Genomic DNA, 23,100 nt, shown 5'->3' on the forward strand with positions numbered 1-23,100 from the left:
CGGACGACCGGTCAGTCGTTGAGCACCCGGTCGTGGCGGAGCGAGGTCGCCTTGGTCTCCTTGGCGAAGAGCACCGCGACGATCGTGATGACCGACGCGATCGTCATGTAGATCGCGACCTTGTCGACGTTCGCGGTGCCCTCGCTCGCCTTGCCCAGGAGGTCGATGGCGATGATCGGGGCGAGCGCGCCGGCGAAGATCGACGCGAGCTGGTAGCCCACCGAGGCGCCGGTGTAGCGCACCGAGGTGCCGAAGAGCTCGGAGAAGAAGGCCGCCTGCGGGGAGTACATCAGCGCGTGCAGCACCAGGCCGACGACGATCGCGAGGATGATCTTGCCCTCGGAGCGCGAGGCGATGAGGTCGAAGAACACCCACGACCACGCGGCGACGCCCACGGCACCGGCGAGGTAGAGCGGCCGGCGACCGACCCGGTCGCTCAGCGCGCCGACCAGCGGGATCGTCACGAAGTGCACCACCGAACCGATCAGCAGTGCCTTGAGGATCAGCGACTTGTCGTCGGCGGTGCCGGCGTAGATCGTGAGGAACGAGATCGAGATGATCGTGAAGAGGTAGTAGGAGATGTTCTCCGCCATGCGCATGCCCATCGCCACGAAGACCTCGCGGGGGTACTTGCGGAAGACCTCGATGAGCGGCAGGTGCGGGGTCTTCTTCGTCTCCATCTCGGCCTTGGCCTCCGCGAAGACGGGCGACTCCTCGATCGAGAGCCGGACCCACAGGCCCACCCCGACCAGGATCGCGCTCAGCAGGAACGGGATCCGCCAGCCCCACGCGTTGAAGTCGGCGTCGCTCTGCACCGCGGCGAGCACCCAGAGGACGCCGGTCGCGAAGAGGTTGCCGAGCGCGACGCCGGCCTGCGGCCACGAGGACCAGAAGCCACGCTGCGAGTCGTCGCCGTGCTCGGCGGCCATCAGCACCGCGCCGCCCCACTCGCCACCGACGGCGAAGCCCTGGAGCAGGCGGCAGAAGAGCAGGAGCAGCGGTGCGGCGACGCCGATGGAGGCGTACGTCGGCAGCAGGCCGATCGCGAAGGTGGCGATGCCCATCAGGAAGAGCGAGAAGACCAGCATCTTCTTGCGGCCGACCTTGTCGCCGAAGTGGCCGAACACCACGCCGCCGAGCGGGCGGGCGACGAAGCCGAGGGCGTAGGTGCCGAAGGCCAGGAGCGTGGCCGTCGCGGGCTCGCTCTCGGGGAAGAACAGCGTGCCGAAGACCAGGGCCGCGGCGGAGCCGTAGAGGAAGAAGTCGTACCACTCGACGGCGGTGCCGATGAGGGACGCGAAGACGACCTTGACGATGTTGGTGCGCTCGGGCGGTGCGCCCGGCGCGCCGGTCCCGGTCGTGGTGGAGGTGTCGGTGGTCATGGACGTGCCTTTCATCGGGGGGTGCGTGCGGCGGGTGGTCGGGTGTGGGTCAGGCGGCGGTCCAGCCGCCGTCCAGGAGCAGGGACGAGCCGGTCATCGAGGTCGCGGTCGGGCCGCAGAGGAAGGCCACCGCGTCCGCGACCTCCTCCGGCTCGACGAGGCGGCGCACCGGGGTGCGGGCGAGCAGGACGGTGTCGAGGACCTCGTCCTCGGGGATGCCGTGGCTGCGCGCCTGGTCGGCGAGCTGGCCCTCGACGAGCGGGGTGCGGACGTAGCCGGGGCACACGGTGTTGCTGGTGACGCCCTTGTCGGCGGCCTCGAGGGCGATGACCTTGGAGAGGCCCTCGAGCCCGTGCTTGGCGCTGACGTAGGCCGACTTGTACGCCGACGCACGGTGGCCGTGGACGCTGGACACGTGGACGAGCCGGCCCCAGCCGCGGGCGTACATGCCGGGCAGCACCCGGCGGGCGAGCAGGAACGGAGCGTGCAGCATCAGCGCGTGGATCATCCGGAACTGCTCGGGGTCGAAGTCCTCGACGGGCGCGACGTGCTGGATGCCGGCGTTGTTGACCAGGATGTCGACGTCGAGGTCGAGCGCGTCGATGGCCGCCTCGTCGGTCAGGTCGACGACGTGCGGGGTGCCGTGGATGCGGGCCGCGACCTTGGCCACGCCCTCCTCGTCGCGGTCGAGCAGGTGGACCTCGGCGCCGCCCTCGGCGAGCCGGGTCGCGATCGCCGCGCCGATGCCGCTGGCGGCGCCGGTGACGAGCGCGCGTCGTCCCTCGAAGGTGGTCATGGCTTCACCGTAGGGATCGGAGTGACGCACGGCACATGGTCCGCGCGGCCACACTTCGCCGTTGGACATGTGCCCGACGCACATGTCGGAGGGGTCAGCCTCCGCGCAGCCGCGCCAGCCGGAGGGCAAGCTGCAGGTCGAGGGAGCGCGCGGGCTCGCGCCAGCCGTCGCCGAGCAGCTCGCCGATCCGGTCGAGCCGCTGGGTGACGGTGTTGGGGTGCACGTGCAGCGCCGCAGCCGTCTCCTTGAGCCGCCCGCCGCTGGCGAACCACTCCTCCAGGGTGTCGACGAGCCCGGTCCCCCGCCGCTGGTCCCACTCGCGCACCGGACCGACCATCGTGTCGACGAACGCCGCCACGTGCTCGGGGTCGTTGTCGCCGAGCAGCAGCCGGGCGACTCCCAGCCCCGCCGGGTCGCTCACCTCGCCGACGCGACCCAGCCGCACGAGGGTGTCGAGGCACCGGCGTGCCTCCGCGTGCGCGGCGACCAGCCGGTCGTCGTCGTCGGCCTCGCCCGTGGCCGCCACCCCGACCGTCGCCCGGCCGCCGGCGGCCGCGATCGCGGCCTGCAGGTCGGCGCCCACCCGGCGCGCGTCCTCGCCCGGCACCACCGCGACGACCGCGCCACGGTGCTCGCCGGCCAGCCCGGACATCCGGCGCGCGAGCGCGACCGCCGCCCGACCCGCGCGGTGGGCGTCGGCTCCGTCGATGGCCGCTGCGGCCACGACGAGCGGTCCGTCGAGGCTCGCGCTGTGGCGGCGTACGCGATCACGCAGCCGGTCGCGCGACGTGGTGCCGGGCGCGAGCAGGTCGGCGAGGAGCTGGCCGCCGAGCCGCTCCTCCGCGTCGGTGACCGAGCGGGCGAAGAGCAGGACGAGTGCGGTCACGAGGGCACCGCGCTCGAGCGTCCGACGACCGGCGAGGTCGAGCGGCTCGTCACGTCGGACCACGAGGGTGGCGACGTGCTCGGTGCCCGCGAGGGCCGCAGCGACCAGGCCGCCGTCGATCTCCACCGAGCGGCCCGACGTCACGGCCGCGGCGACCGCGGCGGTCCACGCGAGGCCGGGATCCTCGCCCGCCTCGAGCTCACCGGCGGGCGTCCAGACCGAGACGGCCGCGTCGAGCACGCCGGACAGCACCTCGGCCACCTCGACCATGCCACCGCCCCCGATGAGCAGGTCGGTGAGCCGGTCGTGCGCCAGCGCGGCGGCGTCGACGGCCTCGGTGTGGCGGGTCAGCGACCGGTTGGCCTCGTCGAGCTCGGCGAAGAGCCGGGCGTTCTCGAGCGCGACCACGGCGTGGGCGGCGAACGACGTCAGCAGGCTGACCTCGGCCTGCGGGAACCGCCGCACCGACCGGTGCACCGCGAGCAGCGCGCCGATGACCACCCCGTCGAGGACGAGCGGCACCCCGAGGATCGCGCGGATCTGCTCGCCAGCTACGGCCTCGTCGATGTAGCCCTGGTGCACGAAGCGCTCGTCGGTGGCGTAGTCCTCGGTGAAGTAGGCGGCCCCGGTCTGCGCGACGAGGCCGAGCAGGCCGGTGCCGAGGGGCAGGCGCAGGTTCTGGAACTCGCGGGTCAGGGCCCCGTCGGTCACCTTCATGAAGGACGCGCCGTCGTCCTCGTCGTTGAGCGAGAGGTAGGTCATGTCGCAGTGCAGCAGCTGGCGGGCGCGTCGCACGATGGCGGCCAGGATCGTGTCGACGTCGCGGATCGCGGTGAGGTCGGACGCCGTCTCGTAGAGCGCGGACAGCTCCGCCTCCCGCGAGCGCATCCGGGTGATCAGGTCGCGCAGCCGGAGGGCGACGTCGTACTCCGAGCGGAGCACGGCCGCCTCGTCCTCACCGAGGTCGCGCTCGGCGCGGGCGAGGTGCTCGTCGAACGCGGCGAGCGGCGCCTCGTCGTAGAGCAGGTCGAGGAAGGACGGCACGCGCCCATCCTGCACCGCCGTGACGGACGGCGGCTCAGAGCTCGCGGGTGATGGTCATCTCGCGGTCGCCGTAGACGACCTTGTCACCGGGCAGGAGCGCGGCGGGCCTCCCGGGCGCGAGCTGGCGCGACATGCCCTGGCGCACGAGCACGGTGCCGTTGGTCGATCCGCGGTCCATCACCACGATCGTGCCGTCGGGGGCGGGACCGAACTGGGCGTGGGTCTTGGACACCGACATGTCGGCCGACTGCAGCGGGATCAGGTGCGCGACCTGCTCGCCGTTGCGGGGCTCGGGGCGGCGACCCACCAGCGCGAGGCCGGCGATCACGAAGCTCTCGCCGTTGTCGAAGTGCGCCCGCCACCGCTGGGCCGGGGGCTGGTGCGGGTTGGCCGGCACCGGCTGCGCGGGCACCGGCTGCGGGCGCCGCTGGGTCGGGGCGTCCTCCAGCGACGTCTGCTGGGCGGGGGGTTGCGGTGCCTGCCCCGGGGCCGCGGCGTAGGCCGGCGCCACGGGACGCGTGACGGTCTGGGCGAGGGCCGCCGGTGGCTGGATCGGCGGCTGGATCGGCTGCTGGGTCACCTCGGGCGGCAGCTGCTGGCGCCGCATCGACTGCTCGGACCGCTCCGGGGTCCGCACCGCCTCCACCGGGGGTGCCGGGACGAGGCGCATGGCGGTCAGGTTGACGATGTGGCGCGGCCCCTCGTCGGCCACGTCGGCGACCGCGGGGGGAGGACGTACGTCGACCACGATGCTGTGGGCCAGGTGGTCGTGCCAGCCGCGACGCCGGCGACCGCGTTCCTCGACGGCCGTCCACGCCAGGGCGGCGAGCCCGATGCCGAAGGTGGGCAGGCCGGCCACCCCGAGCACGAGCGAGCGCAGGAGGGCCCGGCCGACACCGATCGGGGTGCCGGTGCCGTGGTGCACCACCCGCAGGCCCGACAGTGCCTTGCCGGGCGAGCTCCCGGTGGCGCCGAGCACGATGGAGGAGACCAGCCACAGCACGACCACGGTGCCGGCGACTGCGCCGATCACCGTCCACACCTCGTCGGAGACGAGCATCGCCGTCACGACCCCGACGACGACGACCAGGCTCCACGCCAGCAGGCGGTCCACGGCGAAGGCCGTGAACCGCCGCTCGAGCTGGGCGATCGGGTACGTCGTGTCGTGCTGCTGACGGATCACGGGGCCACGCTCAGGGGTTCGTGACCTGGATCGTGACGCCGTCGCCGAGGTCGAGCACCGCGCCGGGGATCAGGCTGACGGCAATGCCCGCCTTGAGCTCCTCGGGGTCCAGGCCGGGCTGGGCGAGGACCGTGCCGTTGGTGGAGCCGAGGTCGGTGGCGATGGCCGAGCCGTGGTCGGCGCCGGCACCGGGACGGATCTCGAGGTGCGTCGAGGAGATCTCCTGCTGCGGGCTCGACACGGTCACCACGTGGGGCTGGTCGTGGGAGGCGAAGCGGCGAGCCTCCGGCGCGCGGCCGACCAGGACCGCCCGGTCGACGAGCACGACGTCACCGGTCGAGAAGACCAGCGAGGCCACGGGGTCCGAGACCACCTCCGGGGCCATCTCCTGGCCGGGGATCGGCGGACGGTCGAAGTCGCGCGCGGGCGGACCGGCCACGGTGTTCCCGTCGCGGTCCGGCCAGTCGTCGGCGCCGGGCGCCTCGACGACCGGGGTCTCCCCCGTCGGCGTCGGGTCGTCCTCGGGCTCGCCGAAGCTCATCGGGGCCTCGGGGACGGACTCAGGTGTCGGCTCCGGCTCGGGTTCGGGCTCGGGCTCCGGCTCGGGGTCCGGCTCGACCGCCATCACCGGCGCGGCCGGCTCCTCGGCGGGCGCGGCCGGCGCTGCCGGCGGCGTACCGAACTCGACGACGGACACCCGGGCGATGCCGGCGGTGAGGGCGTGCTCGACGTCGCCGTCCCCGGCAAGGGTGACGCGGACGCTGGTGACCCCGGTGACGAGGCGCTCGGCCCAGGCCGCACCGGCGCTCGCGCTGACGATCTCCTCGCCCTCGGTGGTCGCGACCGTGGCGGTGGGAGCGCCGCGGACGATGAGGCGGGTGGAGTCATCGCCGTGGGCGACGAGGGCGACGTGGTCGAGCGTGGACAGCCCGCCCGCGAGGAGGGCGTCGAGCACGGCGTCGGCCGTCGCGCCGGCGTCCGCGAGATCCCACAGGGCAGCCACGCGATCGCGCTGGCTGCCGGGCAGCACGACCGTGACGTGGTCGCCGACGACGGCGTACCAGTCCCCCGGCGCGAACCTGGCATCGGTGCTCACAGTCGTCCCCCCAGCTTGGATTCGAGGCTCTCCAGCTGGCGCTGGGAGTCATACGAGGCGTCCTTCACCAATCCCACCACATCGACGACGACAGCGGTCGCGTTGTCACGGCCGCCTGCGGCGACCGCAGCGCGCACCAGCCTGTCGGCGGCATCGCGGGGATCGGCGACGGTCTCGAGGATCTCCTCGATCTCCTTGTCCTCGATCATCCCGGTGACGCCGTCGCTGCAGAGCAGCAGCCGCTCGACGGAGCCGAGCGGCAGCAGGAAGAAGTCGGGGTGGATGCCCTCGGGACTGCCGAGCGCGCGCGTGATCACGTGGCGCTCGGGGTGGGTCGCGGCCTCCTCGGCCGTGATCTCGCCCGAGTCGATCAGCTCCTGGACGACCGAGTGGTCCACGCTGATCTGCTCGAGGCTTCCGTCGGTGATCCGGTAGATGCGGGAGTCGCCGAGGTTGGCCAGCAGCCACTTCGCGACGCCGTTGTCGTCGACGAGCACGGCGACGACCGCGGTGGTGCCGGCGTGCCAGCCGGGCGTCATCGCGCGATGGGCGTTGCCGAAGTCGATGATCCGCGCCTGCGCGCGCGCGAAGGTGTCGGCGACCTGCTCGGCGCCGCGCGTGGGGTCGTAGGACTCCGCGAGGCGCTGGAACTCCTCGACGACCATCTGGCTCGCGACGTCGCCGCCGGAGTGCCCGCCCATGCCGTCGGCGACGACGAAGACCGGTGGCGCGACGAGGAACGAGTCCTCGTTGACCTTGCGCACCAGGCCGACGTCGCTCGCCGCCCCGTGGTGCAGATCAACGTTCTTCATGCGCGCCCTCTCCGCGTCGTGCAGGGCGGCGACTCCAGCCCGGGCGATAGCGTAGGAGGGATGTCCAGTCGTGGGCGGGCGACACCCGCACGAACCCTCGCCGACCAGCTGCGGAGCTGGCCGGACGAGCGACTCGTGGCGCTCCTGCGGGCCCGTCCAGATCTCGCCACACCCGCCCCTCAGGATTCGTCGCAGCTCGCCTCGCGGGCTGCCACGCGTTCGTCGATCCACCGAGCCCTCGACGGCCTGGACCGTCTGGAGCTTTCCGTGCTTGATGCCCTGCTGGTTGCAGGTCAAACCACTTCGGCGGGACTTGCGTCGATCGTGCACGCGGACCCCGCCCGTGCGGGTGAAGCGGTCGAGCGACTGCTCGACCTGGCCCTCGCCTGGGAGGCGCCCGGAGGCATCCGCGCGCTGAGCGGCGTCGCCGACGCGATGCGCGGGATGCCCGGCCTGGTGAGCGGCCTGCGGCCCTCGAGCCCCGAGCCGCCCTCGCCCGACAGGGTGGCCTCGCTGCTCGCCGAGCTCAGCCCCGCCGCGACCGCGATGCTGCGCCACGTCGATGCCCACGGCGGCGAGGGAACGACCGGCTCCGCGCGCCGCACGGTCTCCCCCGAGCAGGCGGCGAGCCCGGCCGAGGAGCTGATCAGCCGCCGGCTGCTGGTGCCGCGCGACGGCGACACCGTCGTGCTGCCGGGCGAGGTCGGGCTCGCGCTGCGCGGCGGGCGGACCACCACCGAGCCGGTCGACGAGGTGCCGCCCCTCGCCACCACGTCGCGCGACCCGGCCCTGGTCGCCCGGACGGCTGCGGGTGCCGCCTTCGACGTCGTACGACGCACGGAGCTGCTGCTCGACCACTGGGGCGTGCAGCCGCCGAGCGTGCTGCGCAGCGGGGGCCTGGCGGTCCGCGACCTCAAGCTGGTGGCGCGCGAGCTGCACGTCGACGAGGTTGGCGCAGCGCTGCTCGTCGAGGTCGCGCTCTCGGCCGGGTTGATCGCCGAGGGAGCCGAGCCGGACGGCACACCGGCCTGGCTGCCGACCGAGGAGTTCGACGTGTGGTCGGGGCGCCCGACGGCCGAGCGGTGGGCCCGGCTCGTCGGCGGGTGGCTGGCGAGCAGCCGGGTCCCGTCGCTGGTGGGCTCGCGCGACCAGACGGGCAAGTCGTGGAACGCCCTGGCGCCCGAGCTGTCAAGCGGCCTGGCCGAGGAGGCCCGACGCCTCGCGCTCCGCGTGCTGGCCGGCGTCCCCGAGGGCGAGGTGCTGGCCGTCGGGACGGGAGTCGCGTCGGTGGTGCAGCACGTCGAGTGGCTGCGACCGCGCCGGCCGGCGATCTTCGCCGACCTGGTGACGGCGGCCCTCGACGAGGCCGCGGTGCTCGGCGTCAGCGGTGCCGGCGGCCTCCCGCCGAGCGGCCGCCTGGTCGCCGACGACGACCTGCCGGCAGCGGCCGCGGCGCTGGACCCGCAGCTGCCGCGTCCGGTCGACCACGTCCTGCTCCAGGCCGACCTCACCGCGGTGGCGCCCGGGCCCCTCGAGACCGAGGTCGCCCGCCGGCTGCACCTGCTCGCCGACGTGGAGTCCCGCGGCGGTGCCACCGTCTACCGCTTCACCCCCGGCTCGCTCCGGCGCGGCTTCGACGCCGGGTGGTCGGCGCTGGAGGTGCGCGACTTCCTCGCCGGCGTCTCCCAGACCCCCGTCCCGCAACCCCTCGAGTTCCTCGTCGACGACGTCGCGCGCACCTTCGGCAGCGTGCGGGTCGGACACGCGGAGGCCTTCCTGCGCGCGGACGACGAGGCCGCGCTTGCCGCGCTCGTGCACGACCCGCGGTCCCGGACCCTCGGGCTGCGCCTGCTGGCACCGACCGTCGCGATCTCGACCTCGCCGCTCGACGTGCTGCTGCCGCGGCTGCGCGAGCTGGGCGCCGCGCCCGTGGTCGAGGCGGCCGACGGCACCGTGCGGGTCAGCCGCCCCGACCTCCGCCGCGCACGGGGCCGGCGGGGACGGCGTCCTGCGGGCGCGGTGTCGGCACGGCAGGCGGCGCAGGTCCAGGCGGTCGCGACCGCGATCCGGGCCGGCGACCGGGCCGAGTCCTCGCGCCCCGCGAGCGCCTCGACCACCACGCCGTCCGACGCCCTCGCCGCCCTCCGCGACGCCATCGAGGGTGGCACCACCGTCGTCATCGGCTACGTCGACAACCACGGCGCCACCAGCGAGCGGGTCGTCGACCCGCGCCGGCTCGACGGCGGGCGGCTCTCGGCGTTCGACCACCGCGCGGACGACGTACGCGAGTTCGCGGTGCACCGCATCACCGCCGTCAGGCCCGCGTAAGGACCACTTCCCTAGAATGGGTCGGTGGACTTCATCCGTTACGCCGAGCGCGCCGCAGCGCTCGTCAACGCCGACCTCCCCGACGAGGCGGCGCTGCACGAGCACCTGGCGGACCGATCGTGGCTGCACCGTTCGGTGGCGCCCGCGGACATCGCGTCGTTGACGTCCTTCCAGGCCGAGCTGCGGCCGGTCTTCGAGGCCTCCGACGTGGACGACGTACCCCTCGTGGTCGGGTCGCTCAACGACCTGCTCGCGAGCCACCCGGTCACGCCGATGATCTCCGACCACGACCCGGCCAACCTCCACATGCACGTCACCAACCGGGCGTCGTCCGTCGCCGAGCTGCTGATCGCCGAGTCGCTGATGGGGCTGGCCAACCTGGTCTGCGACCTCGGCGCGACCCGGCTCGGCATCTGCTCCGAGCCCCGCTGCGACAAGGTCTTCGTCGACACCTCACCCAACCAGTCGCGTCGCTACTGCTCCGACCGGTGCTCCTCGCGCGCCAACGTCGCTGCCTTCCGCGCGCGCCAGAAGGCGGCCTCCGCGTGAACGACGGACCCCTCATCGTCCAGTCCGACAAGACGCTCCTGCTCGAGGTCGACCACCCGTCGGCCGCCGAGGCCCGCAAGGCGATCGCGCCCTTCGCCGAGCTCGAGCGCTCGCCCGAGCACATCCACACCTACCGCCTGACACCGCTCGGCCTCTGGAACGCCCGCGCCGCCGGTCACGACGCCGAGCAGGTGGTCGACGCGCTGCTGACGTGGAGCCGCTACGCCGTCCCGCACGCGCTGCTCGTCGACGTCGCCGAGACGATGGGCCGCTACGGCCGGCTCCGCCTCGAGAAGCACCCGGTGCACGGACTCGTGCTGTCGAGCACCGACCGCCCGGTGCTCGAGGAGGTGCTCCGCGCCAAGAAGATCGCCGGGATGGTCGGCGCGCGGCTCGACGACGACTCCGTCGCGGTGCACCCGAGCGAGCGGGGCAACCTCAAGCAGGCCCTGCTCAAGCTCGGCTGGCCGGCCGAGGACTTCGCGGGCTACGTCGACGGCGAGGCGCACGCGATCGACCTCGCCGAGGACGGGTGGACGCTCCGGCCCTACCAGCGCGAGGCGGCCCAGTCCTTCTGGGACGGCGGGTCCGGCGTCGTCGTGCTGCCCTGCGGTGCCGGCAAGACCATCGTCGGCGCGGCCTCGATGGCGCAGGCGCAGGCCACCACGCTGATCCTCGTCACCAACACCGTCAGCGCGCGGCAGTGGAAGGACGAGCTGGTCGCGCGGACGTCGCTGACCCCCGACGAGATCGGGGAGTACTCCGGTGCCGTCAAGGAGATCCGCCCCGTCACCATCGCGACCTACCAGGTGCTGACGACGAAGCGGAAGGGCGTCTACCCGCACCTCGACCTGCTCGACGCCCGCGACTGGGGCCTGATCGTCTACGACGAGGTGCACCTGCTCCCGGCGCCGATCTTCCGGATGACCGCCGACCTCCAGGCGCGTCGCCGCCTCGGCCTCACCGCGACGCTCGTGCGCGAGGACGGCCGTGAGGGCGAGGTCTTCTCGCTGATCGGCCCCAAGCGCTACGACGCCCCGTGGAAGGACATCGAGGCGCAGGGCTACATCGCGCCTGCCGACTGCGTCGAGGTCCGCGTCACCCTGCCCGACGGCGAGCGACTGGCCTACGCCACCTCGGACCCCGACACCCGCTACCGCCTGGCCTCGTGCACCCACGCCAAGATCGACGTCGTACGCGACCTGGTGCGACAGCACGCAAACCAGCCGACCCTCGTGATCGGTCAGTACATCGACCAGCTCGACGAGGTCGCCGAGATGCTCGACGCCCCGGTCATCAAGGGCGAGACGCCGGTCAAGGAACGACAGCGGCTCTTCAACGCCTTCCGCTCCGGCGAGATCGGGCTGCTCGTGGTGAGCAAGGTGGCGAACTTCTCCATCGACCTGCCCTCGGCCGAGGTGGCGATCCAGATCAGTGGCTCCTTCGGCTCGCGGCAGGAGGAGGCCCAGCGCCTCGGCCGGCTGCTGCGCCCCAAGACCGAGGGCCGCAGCGCGCACTTCTACACGATCGTCTCGCGCGACACGGTCGACGCCGACTTCGCCCAGAACCGGCAGCGCTTCCTCGCCGAGCAGGGCTACGCCTACCGCATCATCGATGCGGGCGACCTCACCGCCGAGCCGACCTGACCCCCGGTCAGTCCAGCGTGCTCGCGTCGATCACGAAGCGGTAGCGCACGTCGGAGGCGAGGACGCGCTCGTAGGCCTCGTTGACCTGGTCGGCGCGGATCACCTCGACCTCGGAGGCGATGCCGTGCTCGGCGCAGAAGTCGAGCATCTCCTGGGTCTCCGCGATCCCGCCGATCATCGAGCCGGAGAAGGAGCGCCGGTTGGAGAGCAGCGCGAAGACGTTGACGTCCAGCGGCTCCGCCGGGGCGCCGACGTTCACCAGCGCGCCGTTGACGTCGAGCAGGCCGAGGTAGGCGCTCACGTCGATCCGGGCGCTCACCGTGTTGATGACGAGGTCGAACGACTCGGCGAGGGCCTCGAACGTGTCGGGGTCGCTCGTCGCGAAGTAGTGGTCCGCGCCGAGGCGCAGGCCGTCCTCCTGCTTCTTCAGCGACTGGGAGAGCACGGTGACCTCGGCGCCCATCGCGTGCGCGATCTGGACGGCCATGTGGCCGAGACCGCCCAGGCCGACGACCGCGACCTTCTTGCCCGGACCGGCGTTCCAGTGCTTCAGCGGCGAGTACGTCGTGATGCCGGCGCACAGCAGCGGCGTGGCGGCCGCGGCGTCGAGGCTCTCCGGGATCGACAGGACGTGGTCGGCGTCCACGACGACGTGGGTCGAGTAACCGCCCTGGGTCGTCGTACCGTCGCGGTCGGTGGCGGCGTAGGTGCCGACCATGCCCTGGACGCAGTACTGCTCGTCACCGCTGGCGCAGCGGTCGCACTCGCCGCACGAGTTGACCATGCAGCCGACGCCGACGCGGTCGCCGACCTGGTGGCGGCTCACCCCGGAGCCGACCTCGGTGACCCGGCCGACGATCTCGTGGCCCGGCACGAGCGGGAAGGGCTGCGGGCCCCAGTCGCCGTTGACGGTGTGGATGTCGGAGTGGCAGATGCCGGCGTACTCGATGTCGATGAGCACGTCGTTGGCGCCGACCTCGCGGCGCTCGATGGTCGTGGGAGCCAGCGGCTGGCCGGCGGCGGGTGCTGCATAGGCGTTGACGCGCATGCTGGAGCCTTCCGTTCTTCTCGGGGGGATGGACGGTCCGGGTGTCGGACTAGTCGTGCGTGACCGCGCGCAGCTCGTCAGCGAGCTCGCGGGCCCGGCGCGAGATCTGCTCGCTCCGGGCGGTGTCGTGGTCGGCAACCGCGCGCCAGTAGTCGATCTTGAGCGCGACGTAGCGCTGGCGCAGGGCCAGCGCCTCTGCCTCGGTCGTCAGGCGCGCCTGCTGCTCCTCGAGCAGCCGACGCTGGTCCGCAGCGGCTTCCGCGCCGAGCCTGGTGTTGGCCATGTAGGCGCGCATGTCGCCGATCGACATGCCGGTGGCGGCCAGGCACGACACCCACATGAGCTGGTCGAGGTCACCGTCGTCGTAGACGCGGTGACCACTGCTCGCGCCGCGGCCGATCGGCGCGATGACGCCGATCTGCTCGTAGTAGCGCAGCGTGCTGGCCGGCAGCCCGGTGAGGGCTGCCGCCTCCTTGATGGAGTAGCTGCGGGCATCGGCGTGGGTGGTCACGTCATCGACGGTAGGAACTTCGAGTACTCGAAGTCAAAGGGCCACCGCGTGACGTGGCTCTCCTGCGTGGAGTCCCCGGCTAGCCTCGGGAACGTGAACCTCCGCGAGCGCATCGACACCGAGCTGTTCCGCAAGGTCGCCGGTCCCAACGGCGACCAGGCGCGCGAGCGTGTCCACGGCACGGTGGGTCCGCGCTGGTTCGCCCCCGACTCCCCCATCGCCCGCGTGCACGGCGACGCCTCCATGTTCGTCGGCGGGATCAGGGCGATCATGCTGCAGTCGTTGCACCCGGCGGCGATGCAGGGCGTGGCCGACCACTCGGGCTACCAGGGCGACATGTGGGGTCGGCTCGCCCAGGTCTCCACCTACCTCGCGATGACGACCTTCGGCACCGAGCGCGACGCGCTGCAGATCATCCGGGCCGTCCAGCGCGCCCACGAGTCGGTCGTCGGCACGATGCCCGACGGCACGCCGTACGCCGCCAGCGACCCGCACCTGCTCGGCTGGGTGCACGTGGCCGAGATCGACAGCTTCCTCGCGGCCCACGACCGTTACGGCCAGCGTCGGCTCGTCGGGCCGGAGCGTGACGAGTACGTCGCCCAGACCGGCGTGGCGGCCGCCCACCTCGGCGTGATCGATCCCCCGCAGACCGAGGAGGAGCTGCGGCGGATGCTGGCGGCCTACGGCCCCGAGCTGCGCGGGACGCCCGCGGCCCACGATGCGATCCGGTTCCTCCTGCTCCACCCGGACCTGCCCCTCGCGGCCCGTCCGGGGTACCTGTCCCTCGCCACGGCCGCCATCGGGCTGCTGCCGCCCGACGCGCGGCGCGAGCTCCGGCTGCCCCGGGTGCCGCCCGTGACCAACCGGGTGCTCGGCCAGCTCGGCACCCGCACCATCCGCTGGGCCATGTCGTCCGGGCACCAGCAGGCTGCGGCCCTGCAGCGCGAGACCGCCGCGCGGGCATGAGCCTCGCCGACCGCTGGCCGCTCGACGACCACGACGACCTGCGCGACGAGCTGCTCGCCGCCTGGGACCGCGACGGCTACCACGACCGGCTCCACCTCGCCGAGGTGCTCGACCGGCTCGAGGAGCTGGGGAGTGCCGGCTTCGACGCGACCACCGTCGCCCTCGCGGCGTGGTTCCACGACGCGGTCTACGACGGGGCGGACGACGACGAGGAGCGGTCGGCCCAGTGGGCCGAGCGCGCGCTGCCACAGGCGTACGCCGACGAGGTGGCCCGGCTCGTGCGGATGACCGTGCACCACAGCCCGGCCGACGACGACGCGGCCGGCGCGGCCCTGAGCGACGCCGACCTCGGGATCCTCGCGACACCGCAGGAGCGCTACGAGGCCTACGTCGCCGGCGTGCGCACCGACTTCGCGCACGTCAGCGACGAGGACTTCCGCGCCGGGCGGGCAGCCGTGCTCGCCGACCTGGCGGCGTCACCGTCGCTGTTCCACACCGCCCGCGGACGCGAGCTGTGGGAGGAGCAGGCGCGCGCCAACGTCGCGCGGGAGCTCGAGGAGCTCGGGCGCGGGTAGGCGTGCCCCGGACGTGGGACCTAGTGGTCCGCGAGCTGGAGGTAGACCGTGAAGCGGTCGTGCCGGTAGCACGTGCGCGAGACCTCGACGATCCGGCCGCCCGACACCGCACGACGTGCGTGGCGCAGGACCGGGTCGCCCTCGGCGATCTCGAGCACGGCAGCCTCCTCCGCGCTGGCGCGGTCGGCGCTGATCGAGTCCTCGACCTCCGTCGGCCGCAGGCCGCGCGCGGCGAGGGCTTCGTAGAGGCTCGTCGGCGTGCCGTGCTGGAGGAACCCCGGCAGCAGCACCTCGTTGAGGTAGGCGTCCTCGACGCACACGATGGCCTGGTCGGCACGGCGCAGTCGGCGCCAGTGCAGCACGGGGTCACCGGGCGAGATGTCGAGCGCTCGGGCGACACCAGGGCCGGCCTGCTCGACGCGGGCCAACAGTGTCTGGGACTCCGGCAGCATGCCCCGGCGCTTGATCTCCTCGGTGAAGGAGGTCAGACGACCGGCGGTCTTGGGCGGCTGCGCGACGAACGTGCCACGTCCCGGGATGCGCTCCAGCAGACCCTCGGCGACGAGCGCGTCGAGCGCCTGTCGTACGGTCATCCGCGCCACGCCGAAGCGAGCGACCAGCTCGCGCTCGGACGGTGCTGCGGAACCCGGCGGCTGCGCCTCGATGAGGCCGCGGACGTGCTCACGGACCTGGACATGCTTCAGCGCACGCTGGCGCGGTACGACGAGGTCCACTTGATCCATGCTTGTCAGGCTAGGACTGGGCTGGACCGGTGTCTGGTAATTGACGAACCATGTGGTAAAACCTTCGGGGTATCTTGACGATCGAACACACGTTCGACCATCGGGTATGCTGCCCCTCGTGGACTTCCAGTCGTCCCTCTTCGCCGACGAGACCGCCGTCGCCGCGTCGCTCGCGCCGGAGCGACGCGTGCTGTCCCGGGGCGCTTGGGTCGACGTCCGGCGCGACTGGCTCCACGACCCCGACGCCGTCTTCACGGCGCTCGTCGAGCGGGTGCCGTGGCGTGCGGAGCGCCGGGAGATGTACGACGCCGTGGTCGACGTGCCGCGCCTCGTGCACACCTACCTCGCCGACGACCCGCTCCCCCATCCCGCGCTCGTCCGGGCGCGCGCGGACCTGAGCGCCCACTACCTGCCGGAGCTCGGTGAGCCGTTCGTGACCGCCGGCTGCTGCTACTACCGTGACGGCCGCGACTCCGTCGCCTGGCACGGCGACACCATCGGCCGGGGCCGCGCCGAGGACACCATGGTCGCCATCGTCAGCGTCGGCGACCCCCGCCGCCTGCTGCTCCGCCCGCGGGGTGGCGGCTCGTCGATCGCGCTGACGATGGGCCACGGGGACCTGGTGGTGATGGGCGGCTCGTGCCAGCGCACCTGGGAGCACGCGGTGCCCAAGGTCGCCCACTCCGGGCCGCGGATCTCGGTGCAGTTCCGCCCGCTCAACGTGTTCTAGCGGGTCAGCGCCGGAACACCCTGCGCAGCACCACGAGCCCGACGACCGCGGCCAGGGCCTGCTTCCAGTACGACTTGAGCAGCACCGGCAGCACCGCGCTGCCGAGGTCGAGCGCCTCGGTGGACTGCGGGGGCGCTGGCGGCCTCGGTGCCGCCGGCTTCGGCGGCGGTGCAGCAGCCGCGGCGGCCAGTGGGTCACCGCCCGGCGCGGGGTCGCCCGCGCCGGACGGTGGTGCGGGGGCGGGCTCGGCAGGAGCGGGCTCCGGAGCGGTCAGCCGCTGCTCGAGGCAGGCGACGAACTGCCCGAGCAGCTTGTCCGAGACGTCCTGCATCACGCCGCGGCCGAACTGCGCGGGCTTGCCGGTGATGGCGAGGTCGGTCTGCACCGACACGTCCGTCGAGCCGCCCGCGTCGGTCATCGTGACCACCACGTTGGCTCCGGCCGTGCCGTTGCCGCGCTTGTCCTTGCCCTTGGCGTCGACGACGAAGCGGTGCGCCGCCTCGTCCTTCTCCACGAAGGTGCCGGTGCCGTTGTAGAGCAGCGCGATCGGACCGAGCTTGACCTTCACCGAGCCCGCGAACGAGTCGGAGTCGGCCTCGGTGACCTGGGCACCCGGGAAGCACTCGGCGACCGACGCGATGTCATTGAAGTGCTCCCAGGTCTCCTCGACGCCGATGGGGACGGTGAAGCGGTGGGTCAGCTCCACTGACTCAGACCCCCGCGGCCTTCAGGACGGCCCGACCGGTCAGCACGCGTGCGAGGTGCTGGCGGTAGTCAGCCGCGCCGTTGAGGTCCGAGGGCGGGTTGGTGCCCTCGGCCGCCTGCTCCGCCGCAGCTCGTACGCCGTCCTCGGTCGCGCTCGCACCGGCGAGCGCGGCCTCGGTGGCGCGCGCCCGCAGCGGCGTCGAGCCCATGTTGGTCAGACCGATCTTCGCCTCGTCGATGGAGCCCTTCACGGTCGCCGCGACCGCGACGATCGGCCACTGGTGGGCGACACGCACGAACTTCTCGTAGTGCGCGCCCCAACCGGTGTGCTTCGGGATCCGGACCTCGGTGAGGATCTCGTCGTCGCCGATGGCCGTCTCGAAGAGGTCGACGAAGAAGTCGTCGGCCTCCACCGTGCGGGTGCCACCCGCACCGGCGATCACGAACTGCGCGCCCAGGGCGAGCGCCGGAGCGCCGAGGTCACCGGCCGGGTCGGCGTGCGCGAGGGCGCCGCCGAAGGTGCCGCGGTGCCGGATCTGCGAGTCGGCGACCTCGGCCGCCGCCTTGGAGATCAGCAGCACGTGCTCCTTGACCAGCTCGTGGTCGCGGACGTCGTGGTGCGTGGTCATCGCGCCGATGACGATCGCGTCGCCGTCGTCGCGGATCCCCCGCAGCGAGGAGATGCCACCGAGGTCGATGACGACCTCGGGCGCGTTGAGCCGCATCCGCAGGACCGGCAGCAGGCTCTGCCCGCCGGCCAGGATCTTCGCCTCGTCGCCGTGCTCGCCGAGCGCGGACAGCGCCTCCTCGACCGACGTGGGTGCGAGGTAGTCGAACTTCACCGGGATCATGCGCCCGCTCCTTCGTCCTGGTTGAGAGAGCCTTCTTGGAAGTGAGGCATCGCATCGGCTGGTGTCGGTGCGTCCCCGTCGTTGGCGTGGATCGCCCGCCAGACCCGCTCCGGCGTGCACGGCATCTGCACGTCGTTCACGCCCAGGTGGCGTACGGCGTCCACGACGGCGTTGACCACTGCCGGGGTCGACGCGATGGTCCCCGCCTCGCCGACGCCCTTGGTGCCGAGCGTGTTGGTCGTGCAGATGCTCGGCTCGTCGGTGTGCACGACGTCGAAGGAGATCGTGTCGGCCGACGTGGGGAGCAGGTAGTCGACGAACGACCCGCTCACGAGCGTGCCGGCCTCGTCGTGCACCGCCTCCTCCCAGAGCGCCTGCGCGATGCCCTGCACGAGCCCGCCGTGGACCTGCCCGGCGACGATCAACGGGTTGATGATCGTGCCGATGTCGTCGCAGCAGGTGTACTTCCTCATCTTCACCGCACCCGTCTCGGTGTCGACCTCCATCGCGCAGAGGTGCGTGCCGTGCGGGTAGTTGAAGTTCACGGGGTCGTAGGTCGCGTCGGCGTCGAGGCTCAGCTCCATGCCCTCGGGGTAGTCGTGCCCCGCGAAGGTCGCCGTCGCCAGCTCCTGGATCGCCTTGCCCTGGTCGGTGCCGCGCACGGTGAACCTGCCGTCGGCGTAGTCCAGGTCGTCGGCGTTGGCCTCGAGCAGGTGCGCCGCGAGGACCTTCGCCTTGTCGATCACCTTGTCGACCGCCTTGACCAGCGCCTCGCCGCCCACCACCAGCGACCGCGAGCCGTAGGTGTCGAGGCCCTTGGGTGCCACCTGGGTGTCACCGTGCAGCACCTCGACGTCCTCGAAGGGCACCCCAAGGCGGTCGGCGACGATCTGGCTGAACGCCGTCTCGTGGCCCTGCCCGTGGGCGCTCGCACCGGTGACGACCTCGACCTTGCCGAGCGGGGTCAGGCGCACGCTCGCGCTCTCCCAGCCGCCGGCGCCGTAGTCGAGGCTGCCGAGCACCCGGCTCGGGGCCAGCCCGCACATCTCGGTGAAGGTCGAGACGCCGATGCCGAGCTGCACCCGGTCGCCGCGCTCACGACGCTCGGCCTGCTCGCGACGCAGCTCGTCGTAGCCGAAGGACGCCTTGGCCTTCGCCGTGGCGGCCTCGTAGTTGCCGGTGTCGTACTCCAGCCCTGCCACCGTCGTGAACGGGAACTCCTCGTGGGTGATCCAGTTGCGCTCGCGGATCTCCAGCGGGTCGACGCCCACCTCCGCGGCGAGCTCGTCCATGAGCCGCTCGATGGCGTACGTCGCCTCCGGCCGGCCGGCGCCGCGGTAGGCGTCGGTGAAGGTCGTGTTGGTGAGGACCGTCTGGCACTCGAAGCGGTAGGCCGGGAACTTGTAGATCGCGTTGAACATGAACGCGCCCAGCACCGGGACACCGCCGCCGACGATGGCGACGTAGGACCCGAGGTCGGCGTCGAGGTGCACCTTGAGCCCGGTGACCTTGCCGTCCTTGTCGGCCGCGAGGGTCAGCGTCTGCACCTGGTCGCGGCCGTGGTGGGCCGCCATCAGGCTCTCGCTGCGGGTCTCGGTGTACTTCACCGGCTTCGCCAGACGTCGGGCGACGGCCCAGGCGATCCACTCCTCCGGCGTCGCCTGCAGCTTGCCGCCGAAGCCACCGCCGACGTCCGGGGCGATGACCCGGATCTTGCTCTCGGGCACGCCGGTGGTGGCCGCCAGGGCGAACCGCAGGATGTGCGGGATCTGGGTGGCCGACCACATGGTCATCTGCTCGCTGGTCGGGTCCACCACGACGCTGCGCGGCTCCATGAAGGCCGGGATGAGCCGCTGCTGGCGGTACTCGCGCTCGATCACGATGCCGTTGGCCCGGGCCTCGGTGATGGCCGCCTCGGCATCGGTCCCGGTGCCGGCCTCGCCGGAGTCGAAGACCCACAGCGCCGACTTGTTGGTGCCCAGGTCGGGGTGGGCCAGCACCTCGTCCTTGAGCGCGTTCTTGATGCCGACGACGGCCGGCAGCTCGTCGTACTCCACGTCGACGAGCTCGGCGGCGTCACGGGCCTCGGCGGCAGTGCGGGCGACGACCACGGCGACGATCTCGCCGGCGAAGGCGACCCGGTCGGCCGGCATCGGCGAGTGGGCGGGGGTCTTCTGGTCCGGGGTGATCGGCCACGCGTTGATGCAGGCGCCGAGCTCCTCGCCGAAGTCCTTGCCGCTCAGCACGGCGACCACGTTGGGCGAGGCCTTGGCTGCCTCGGTGTCGATCGAGGTGATGTTCGCGTGGGCGAACGGGCTGCGCACCATCGCGAGGTGCAGCATCCCGGGCAGGGTGATGTTGTCGGTCCAGCGCGTGCGACCCGTGATCAGGCGCTGGTCCTCCTTGCGCCGGCGGTCCTTGCCGATCTCGGCGGCCGGGCGGTCCTGGGTGGCGGTCATGCCTTCGCCCCCTGGGTCTCGGCGGCGTGGAGCACGCTCTTGACGATGTTGTGGTAGCCGGTGCAGCGACAGAGGTTCCCCTCCATGCCGAGCCGCACCTCCTCCTCGGTCGGGTTCGGGTTCTCACCGAGCAGGTCGACGGCCTGCATCACCATCCCGGGCGTGCAGAAGCCGCACTGGAGGCCGTGGCACTCGCGGAACGCCTCCTGCACCGGGTGCAGGTCGCCCTCGGCGGTGTCCGCGAGGCCCTCGATCGTGGTCACGGTGCGGCCGCTGGCCTGCACGGCGAGCACGTTGCACGACTTCACGCTCGTGCCGTCGAGGTGCACGGTGCACGCCCCGCAGTTGGAGGTGTCGCAGCCGATCACGGTGCCGGTCTTGCCGAGCTTCTCGCGCAGGTACTGCACCAGCAGCATGCGCGGCTCGACATCGTCGGAGACCGCAGCCCCGTCGACAGTGAGTTCGATCTTCGTCATCAGGCCACTCCAGTGTGAGGCGGGTCACGTCTGGTGCGAACCTAGGTCGCGCTGGTTGGCGGATGGTTGGACTGACTAGCCCCGGCCCGCCGCGAGCTTGCCCTTGAGCAGCGGCGCCACCGGGTGGTGGACCGAGAGGGAGGCCAGGCATGCCTCGACGACCGCGGTGTCGTAGGGAGCGAGGTCGCTGTAGCGCAGGACCGCGTCGGGGTCGGGCTGGACGAGCAGCGCCTCCCGGACGCTCACGGCGAGGTAGTCGCCCATCTGCACCAGTGCCGGCGACTCGGTGCCGGGCAGCAGGTCGCCGCCGTAGGCCCGCACGGCCGCCCTGACGTCGCCGCGGCGCAGCAGCCGCTGCACCTCCTCGACGTCGGTGGTGACCGGGAGCGTCAGCTTGTAGGGGCGCGACGACAGCTGCCCTGCGAGCGCAGCGCGCAGGTGCGACACCTCGGCCTTGAGCGTCGAGGTGGTGACCGACGAGTCGCCGTAGAGCAGCGAGTGGAGGTGCTCGACGGAGAGGCCGCCCGGGTGCATCGCCAGCAGCGCGAGGATCTCGGTCTGCCGCCTGTTGAGCAGCAGTCGCTGCCCGTCGAGCCACACCTCCGCGGTGCCGAGGAGGGTCAGCGTGAGGCCGGGGTCGGCGGGAGCGGTGGCCCCGAGCGGTGACGTACGCCGGTCTGCCGGCAGCGCCCCCTCGATCAGTCGTGCCATCACGCGCGCCGTCGCGAGGCCGATCGGGTGGGTGCGGTCCCAGGTCGTCGAGAGGTCGATCACGCCCAGCGGTCGACCGGTCACGGGGTCGAAGACCGGTGCGGCCCAGCACACCCAGTTGTGCACGACCTCGGCGTAGTGCTCGGCGCTGAAGACCATCGACGGGGCGCCGGTCCGGCCGGCGATGGCGAGCGCGTTGGTGCCGACGCTCGCCTCGTCCCACCGACCGCCGGGCACGAAGTTCACGGTCTCGGCCTTGCGGCGCATCACCCGGCCCCCGTAGGTCCAGAGGATGCGGGTCTGCTCGTCGGTCACGGCGATGACGAGGTCGCCGTCCTCCGCCGTCCGGCGCAGCTCGTCCTGCACCCGCGTCACGGCGGTCTGCAGGGGCGACTGGTTCCAGAACTCGGCAGTGTCGCCCTCGTCGTCCAGCGGTGCGTGGGTCACGTCCGGCGAGACCACGCCGGAGAGCTGCCAGCTGCTCAGGATCTCCGGACGGACGGTGTCGGCCTCCTTGTCGCCGTCGGCGACGAAGTGCGTCCAGGCGCGCACGGCTCGCAGCCTGCGTGCGTGCAGGTCATCACTCGTCGACATGGCGGCTCCCCACGGGTCGCGGCCAACCTAGCCCGAGTGTGACGCTCGCAACAGGGCAGGACGGACCCGGGTCGCCAGGTCCGGCAGTCCCCTCAGCGCGCGCGGCGGAAGGTGGCGACGATGCCGGGGTGGTCGGTGACCAGCCGGCGGTACATCTCGAAGGAGTCGATCCGGAACTCCGAGCCGCGCTCGGCCATCACGTAGTCGATCCCCGACCCGCCCTTGCGGCCGCTGTAGTTGGTCTCCAGCCGCAGCGGCTTGGTGATCCGCCCCTTCACCAGGTCGTCGGTGAGGTCGCGGTTCTCCGTGACGTTGCAGTCGCACATCGCGACGAACTGGTGGGCCGGGCGCGCACCGTTCTCGAGGTCGCGGATCCGGCTGGCCATCCTCCACATCGCCTGGACCCCGGCCAGGTTGCCGTAGTTGGGACCGCCGGTGCGTCGGTTGTGCAGGTGGTTGGGGAGGTGGAAGCTCACGGCGCGGATCGTGTGGCCGGTCCGCCGGTGGCGGAGCACCGCCACCACGCCGTACTGGTCGTGCGCGACCTGCCCGCTCTGCCGACGCCAGGTCTTCCCGGTCAGCAGCGCCGACCAGGTCTTCTCCAGCTTCCAGACGTCCTTGTCGAAGGCGATCGGGTTGTCGTCGGTGCCGGTGGGACCGTGCGGCATCAGCAGCGTCCACGACTTCGGCAGCGAGGCCCGCAGGGCCTTCCGGCTGAACAGCCGCTCCTGGAAGCCGATCACCGAGGCGTCGCCGTCGAGCACCCGGCCGATGTCGTGCCGCATCCCGGCGACCCGCATCCCCTTCTTCAGGTTCAGCGTCGCCACGCCGAAGCGCACCGGCAGCTTCGACGCGGTGCGGGTGCTCGTGCCCGTGTCCTCGCGCGCCTGTGCCGGCGCACCGACCAGGGTGGGGGCAGCGGTCAGCAGGACCAGCGCGGTGACCAGTGCGGCCAGCCGAGCGATGATGCGGTGCAACGGGGGGTGGCGAAACATTCGAAAGACCCTAG

General features: G+C 72.4%; 21 protein-coding genes. 6 read left to right on the forward strand and 15 right to left on the reverse strand.

Annotated features, from left to right (window positions below):
- Window positions 1-11: 11 nt before the first annotated feature.
- The 6 genes from EUA06_RS18585 to EUA06_RS18610 form a co-directional block, all read right to left on the reverse strand.
- On the reverse strand, window positions 12-1,382 hold the full coding sequence (locus EUA06_RS18585; protein WP_129478583.1) for an MFS transporter: 1,371 nt from the start codon (window positions 1,380-1,382) through the stop codon (window positions 12-14).
- A 49-nt stretch (window positions 1,383-1,431) separates the two neighbouring features.
- Window positions 1,432-2,178 (reverse strand): 3-hydroxybutyrate dehydrogenase, encoded by a 747-nt coding sequence (locus tag EUA06_RS18590; protein ID WP_129478585.1) that lies wholly within the window; start codon window positions 2,176-2,178, stop codon window positions 1,432-1,434.
- Between the two features lie 94 nt (window positions 2,179-2,272).
- On the reverse strand, window positions 2,273-4,108 hold the full coding sequence (locus EUA06_RS18595; RefSeq protein WP_129478587.1) for a helix-turn-helix domain-containing protein: 1,836 nt from the start codon (window positions 4,106-4,108) through the stop codon (window positions 2,273-2,275).
- A gap of 34 nt (window positions 4,109-4,142) precedes the next feature.
- Window positions 4,143-5,291 (reverse strand): RDD family protein, encoded by a 1,149-nt coding sequence (locus tag EUA06_RS18600; protein WP_129478589.1) that lies wholly within the window; start codon window positions 5,289-5,291, stop codon window positions 4,143-4,145.
- Window positions 5,292-5,301: 10 nt separating this feature from the next.
- Window positions 5,302-6,387, reverse strand: a complete 1,086-nt coding sequence (locus EUA06_RS18605) for an FHA domain-containing protein (protein ID WP_129478591.1) — start codon at window positions 6,385-6,387, stop codon at window positions 5,302-5,304.
- A complete protein-coding gene (locus EUA06_RS18610; RefSeq protein WP_129478593.1) occupies window positions 6,384-7,199 on the reverse strand; it encodes a PP2C family protein-serine/threonine phosphatase in 816 nt (271 codons plus the stop codon). The genes EUA06_RS18605 and EUA06_RS18610 overlap by 4 nt, the downstream gene beginning before the upstream one ends.
- 324 nt (window positions 7,200-7,523) lie before the next feature.
- Here EUA06_RS18610 and EUA06_RS18615 point away from each other — a divergent pair, with 324 nt between their 5' ends.
- The 3 genes from EUA06_RS18615 to EUA06_RS18625 are packed head-to-tail and all read left to right on the forward strand — an operon-like array spanning window position 7,524 to window position 11,722.
- A complete protein-coding gene (locus EUA06_RS18615; protein WP_242498246.1) occupies window positions 7,524-9,527 on the forward strand; it encodes a helicase-associated domain-containing protein in 2,004 nt (667 codons plus the stop codon).
- 24 nt (window positions 9,528-9,551) lie between these two features.
- Window positions 9,552-10,076: a CGNR zinc finger domain-containing protein gene (locus tag EUA06_RS23140; RefSeq protein WP_129478597.1), complete on the forward strand. Its 525-nt coding sequence runs from the start codon at window positions 9,552-9,554 to the stop codon at window positions 10,074-10,076.
- Window positions 10,073-11,722 carry a DNA repair helicase XPB gene (locus tag EUA06_RS18625; protein ID WP_129478598.1) on the forward strand — a complete coding sequence of 550 codons (1,650 nt, stop codon included), beginning with the start codon at window positions 10,073-10,075 and terminating at the stop codon, window positions 11,720-11,722. Before EUA06_RS23140 ends, EUA06_RS18625 begins: the two co-directional genes overlap by 4 nt.
- A gap of 7 nt (window positions 11,723-11,729) precedes the next feature.
- Here EUA06_RS18625 and EUA06_RS18630 read toward each other — a convergent pair whose 3' ends face one another.
- Complete coding sequence (locus EUA06_RS18630; RefSeq protein ID WP_129478600.1) at window positions 11,730-12,770, reverse strand: NAD(P)-dependent alcohol dehydrogenase; 1,041 nt, start codon at window positions 12,768-12,770, stop codon at window positions 11,730-11,732.
- Between the two features lie 49 nt (window positions 12,771-12,819).
- The gene (locus EUA06_RS18635) at window positions 12,820-13,281 is read right to left on the reverse strand and encodes a MerR family transcriptional regulator (RefSeq protein ID WP_129478601.1); all 462 of its coding nucleotides are present in this window, start codon (window positions 13,279-13,281) and stop codon (window positions 12,820-12,822) included.
- Window positions 13,282-13,374: 93 nt separating this feature from the next.
- Between EUA06_RS18635 and EUA06_RS18640 the strand changes: the two genes are divergently transcribed.
- Together EUA06_RS18640 and EUA06_RS18645 are read left to right on the forward strand one after the other, a co-directional pair.
- Window positions 13,375-14,247, forward strand: coding sequence for an oxygenase MpaB family protein (locus EUA06_RS18640; protein ID WP_129478603.1), 873 nt, complete (start codon window positions 13,375-13,377; stop codon window positions 14,245-14,247).
- The gene (locus tag EUA06_RS18645) at window positions 14,244-14,822 is read left to right on the forward strand and encodes an HD domain-containing protein (protein WP_129478605.1); all 579 of its coding nucleotides are present in this window, start codon (window positions 14,244-14,246) and stop codon (window positions 14,820-14,822) included. The genes EUA06_RS18640 and EUA06_RS18645 overlap by 4 nt, the downstream gene beginning before the upstream one ends.
- A 20-nt stretch (window positions 14,823-14,842) precedes the next feature.
- Here EUA06_RS18645 and EUA06_RS18650 read toward each other — a convergent pair whose 3' ends face one another.
- The gene (locus EUA06_RS18650; protein ID WP_129478607.1) at window positions 14,843-15,565 is read right to left on the reverse strand and encodes a GntR family transcriptional regulator; all 723 of its coding nucleotides are present in this window, start codon (window positions 15,563-15,565) and stop codon (window positions 14,843-14,845) included.
- A gap of 118 nt (window positions 15,566-15,683) precedes the next feature.
- On the opposite strand from EUA06_RS18650, the gene EUA06_RS18655 reads away from it, so the two are divergent.
- A complete protein-coding gene (locus EUA06_RS18655) occupies window positions 15,684-16,295 on the forward strand; it encodes an alpha-ketoglutarate-dependent dioxygenase AlkB (RefSeq protein WP_242498247.1) in 612 nt (203 codons plus the stop codon).
- 4 nt (window positions 16,296-16,299) lie between these two features.
- Here EUA06_RS18655 and EUA06_RS18660 read toward each other — a convergent pair whose 3' ends face one another.
- The 6 genes from EUA06_RS18660 to EUA06_RS18685 all read right to left on the reverse strand — a co-directional run bounded on the left by EUA06_RS18660 (window position 16,300) and on the right by EUA06_RS18685 (window position 23,086).
- On the reverse strand, window positions 16,300-17,001 hold the full coding sequence (locus EUA06_RS18660) for an SRPBCC family protein (protein WP_129478611.1): 702 nt from the start codon (window positions 16,999-17,001) through the stop codon (window positions 16,300-16,302).
- 4 nt (window positions 17,002-17,005) lie between these two features.
- Window positions 17,006-17,851: an FAD binding domain-containing protein gene (locus EUA06_RS18665; protein WP_129478612.1), complete on the reverse strand. Its 846-nt coding sequence runs from the start codon at window positions 17,849-17,851 to the stop codon at window positions 17,006-17,008.
- Entirely contained in the window at window positions 17,848-20,310 is a 2,463-nt protein-coding gene (locus EUA06_RS18670) for a xanthine dehydrogenase family protein molybdopterin-binding subunit (protein WP_129478614.1), read from the reverse strand. Before EUA06_RS18670 ends, EUA06_RS18665 begins: the two co-directional genes overlap by 4 nt.
- On the reverse strand, window positions 20,307-20,786 hold the full coding sequence (locus EUA06_RS18675; RefSeq protein WP_129478616.1) for a (2Fe-2S)-binding protein: 480 nt from the start codon (window positions 20,784-20,786) through the stop codon (window positions 20,307-20,309). Before EUA06_RS18675 ends, EUA06_RS18670 begins: the two co-directional genes overlap by 4 nt.
- A 75-nt stretch (window positions 20,787-20,861) precedes the next feature.
- Window positions 20,862-22,091, reverse strand: a complete 1,230-nt coding sequence (locus tag EUA06_RS18680; RefSeq protein WP_129478618.1) for a transcriptional regulator — start codon at window positions 22,089-22,091, stop codon at window positions 20,862-20,864.
- Window positions 22,092-22,183: 92 nt separating this feature from the next.
- Window positions 22,184-23,086, reverse strand: a complete 903-nt coding sequence (locus EUA06_RS18685; RefSeq protein ID WP_129478620.1) for an exonuclease/endonuclease/phosphatase family protein — start codon at window positions 23,084-23,086, stop codon at window positions 22,184-22,186.
- Window positions 23,087-23,100 lie beyond the last annotated feature (14 nt).

It is taken from the genome of Nocardioides glacieisoli (assembly GCF_004137245.1).
GTDB classification, from domain to species: Bacteria; Actinomycetota; Actinomycetes; order Propionibacteriales; family Nocardioidaceae; genus Nocardioides; species Nocardioides glacieisoli.

Coding starts and splice junctions, on each gene's coding strand:
- EUA06_RS18585 (WP_129478583.1), bottom strand. CDS start 1,382: ATGACCACCGACACCTCCACCACGACCGGGACCGGCGCGCCGGGCGCA.
- EUA06_RS18590 (WP_129478585.1), bottom strand. CDS start 2,178: ATGACCACCTTCGAGGGACGACGCGCGCTCGTCACCGGCGCCGCCAGC.
- EUA06_RS18610 (WP_129478593.1), bottom strand. CDS start 7,199: ATGAAGAACGTTGATCTGCACCACGGGGCGGCGAGCGACGTCGGCCTG.
- EUA06_RS18630 (WP_129478600.1), bottom strand. CDS start 12,770: ATGCGCGTCAACGCCTATGCAGCACCCGCCGCCGGCCAGCCGCTGGCT.
- EUA06_RS18645 (WP_129478605.1), top strand. CDS start 14,244: ATGAGCCTCGCCGACCGCTGGCCGCTCGACGACCACGACGACCTGCGC.
- EUA06_RS18650 (WP_129478607.1), bottom strand. CDS start 15,565: ATGGATCAAGTGGACCTCGTCGTACCGCGCCAGCGTGCGCTGAAGCAT.
- EUA06_RS18665 (WP_129478612.1), bottom strand. CDS start 17,851: ATGATCCCGGTGAAGTTCGACTACCTCGCACCCACGTCGGTCGAGGAG.
- EUA06_RS18670 (WP_129478614.1), bottom strand. CDS start 20,310: ATGACCGCCACCCAGGACCGCCCGGCCGCCGAGATCGGCAAGGACCGC.
- EUA06_RS18675 (WP_129478616.1), bottom strand. CDS start 20,786: ATGACGAAGATCGAACTCACTGTCGACGGGGCTGCGGTCTCCGACGAT.
- EUA06_RS18680 (WP_129478618.1), bottom strand. CDS start 22,091: ATGTCGACGAGTGATGACCTGCACGCACGCAGGCTGCGAGCCGTGCGC.
- EUA06_RS18685 (WP_129478620.1), bottom strand. CDS start 23,086: ATGTTTCGCCACCCCCCGTTGCACCGCATCATCGCTCGGCTGGCCGCA.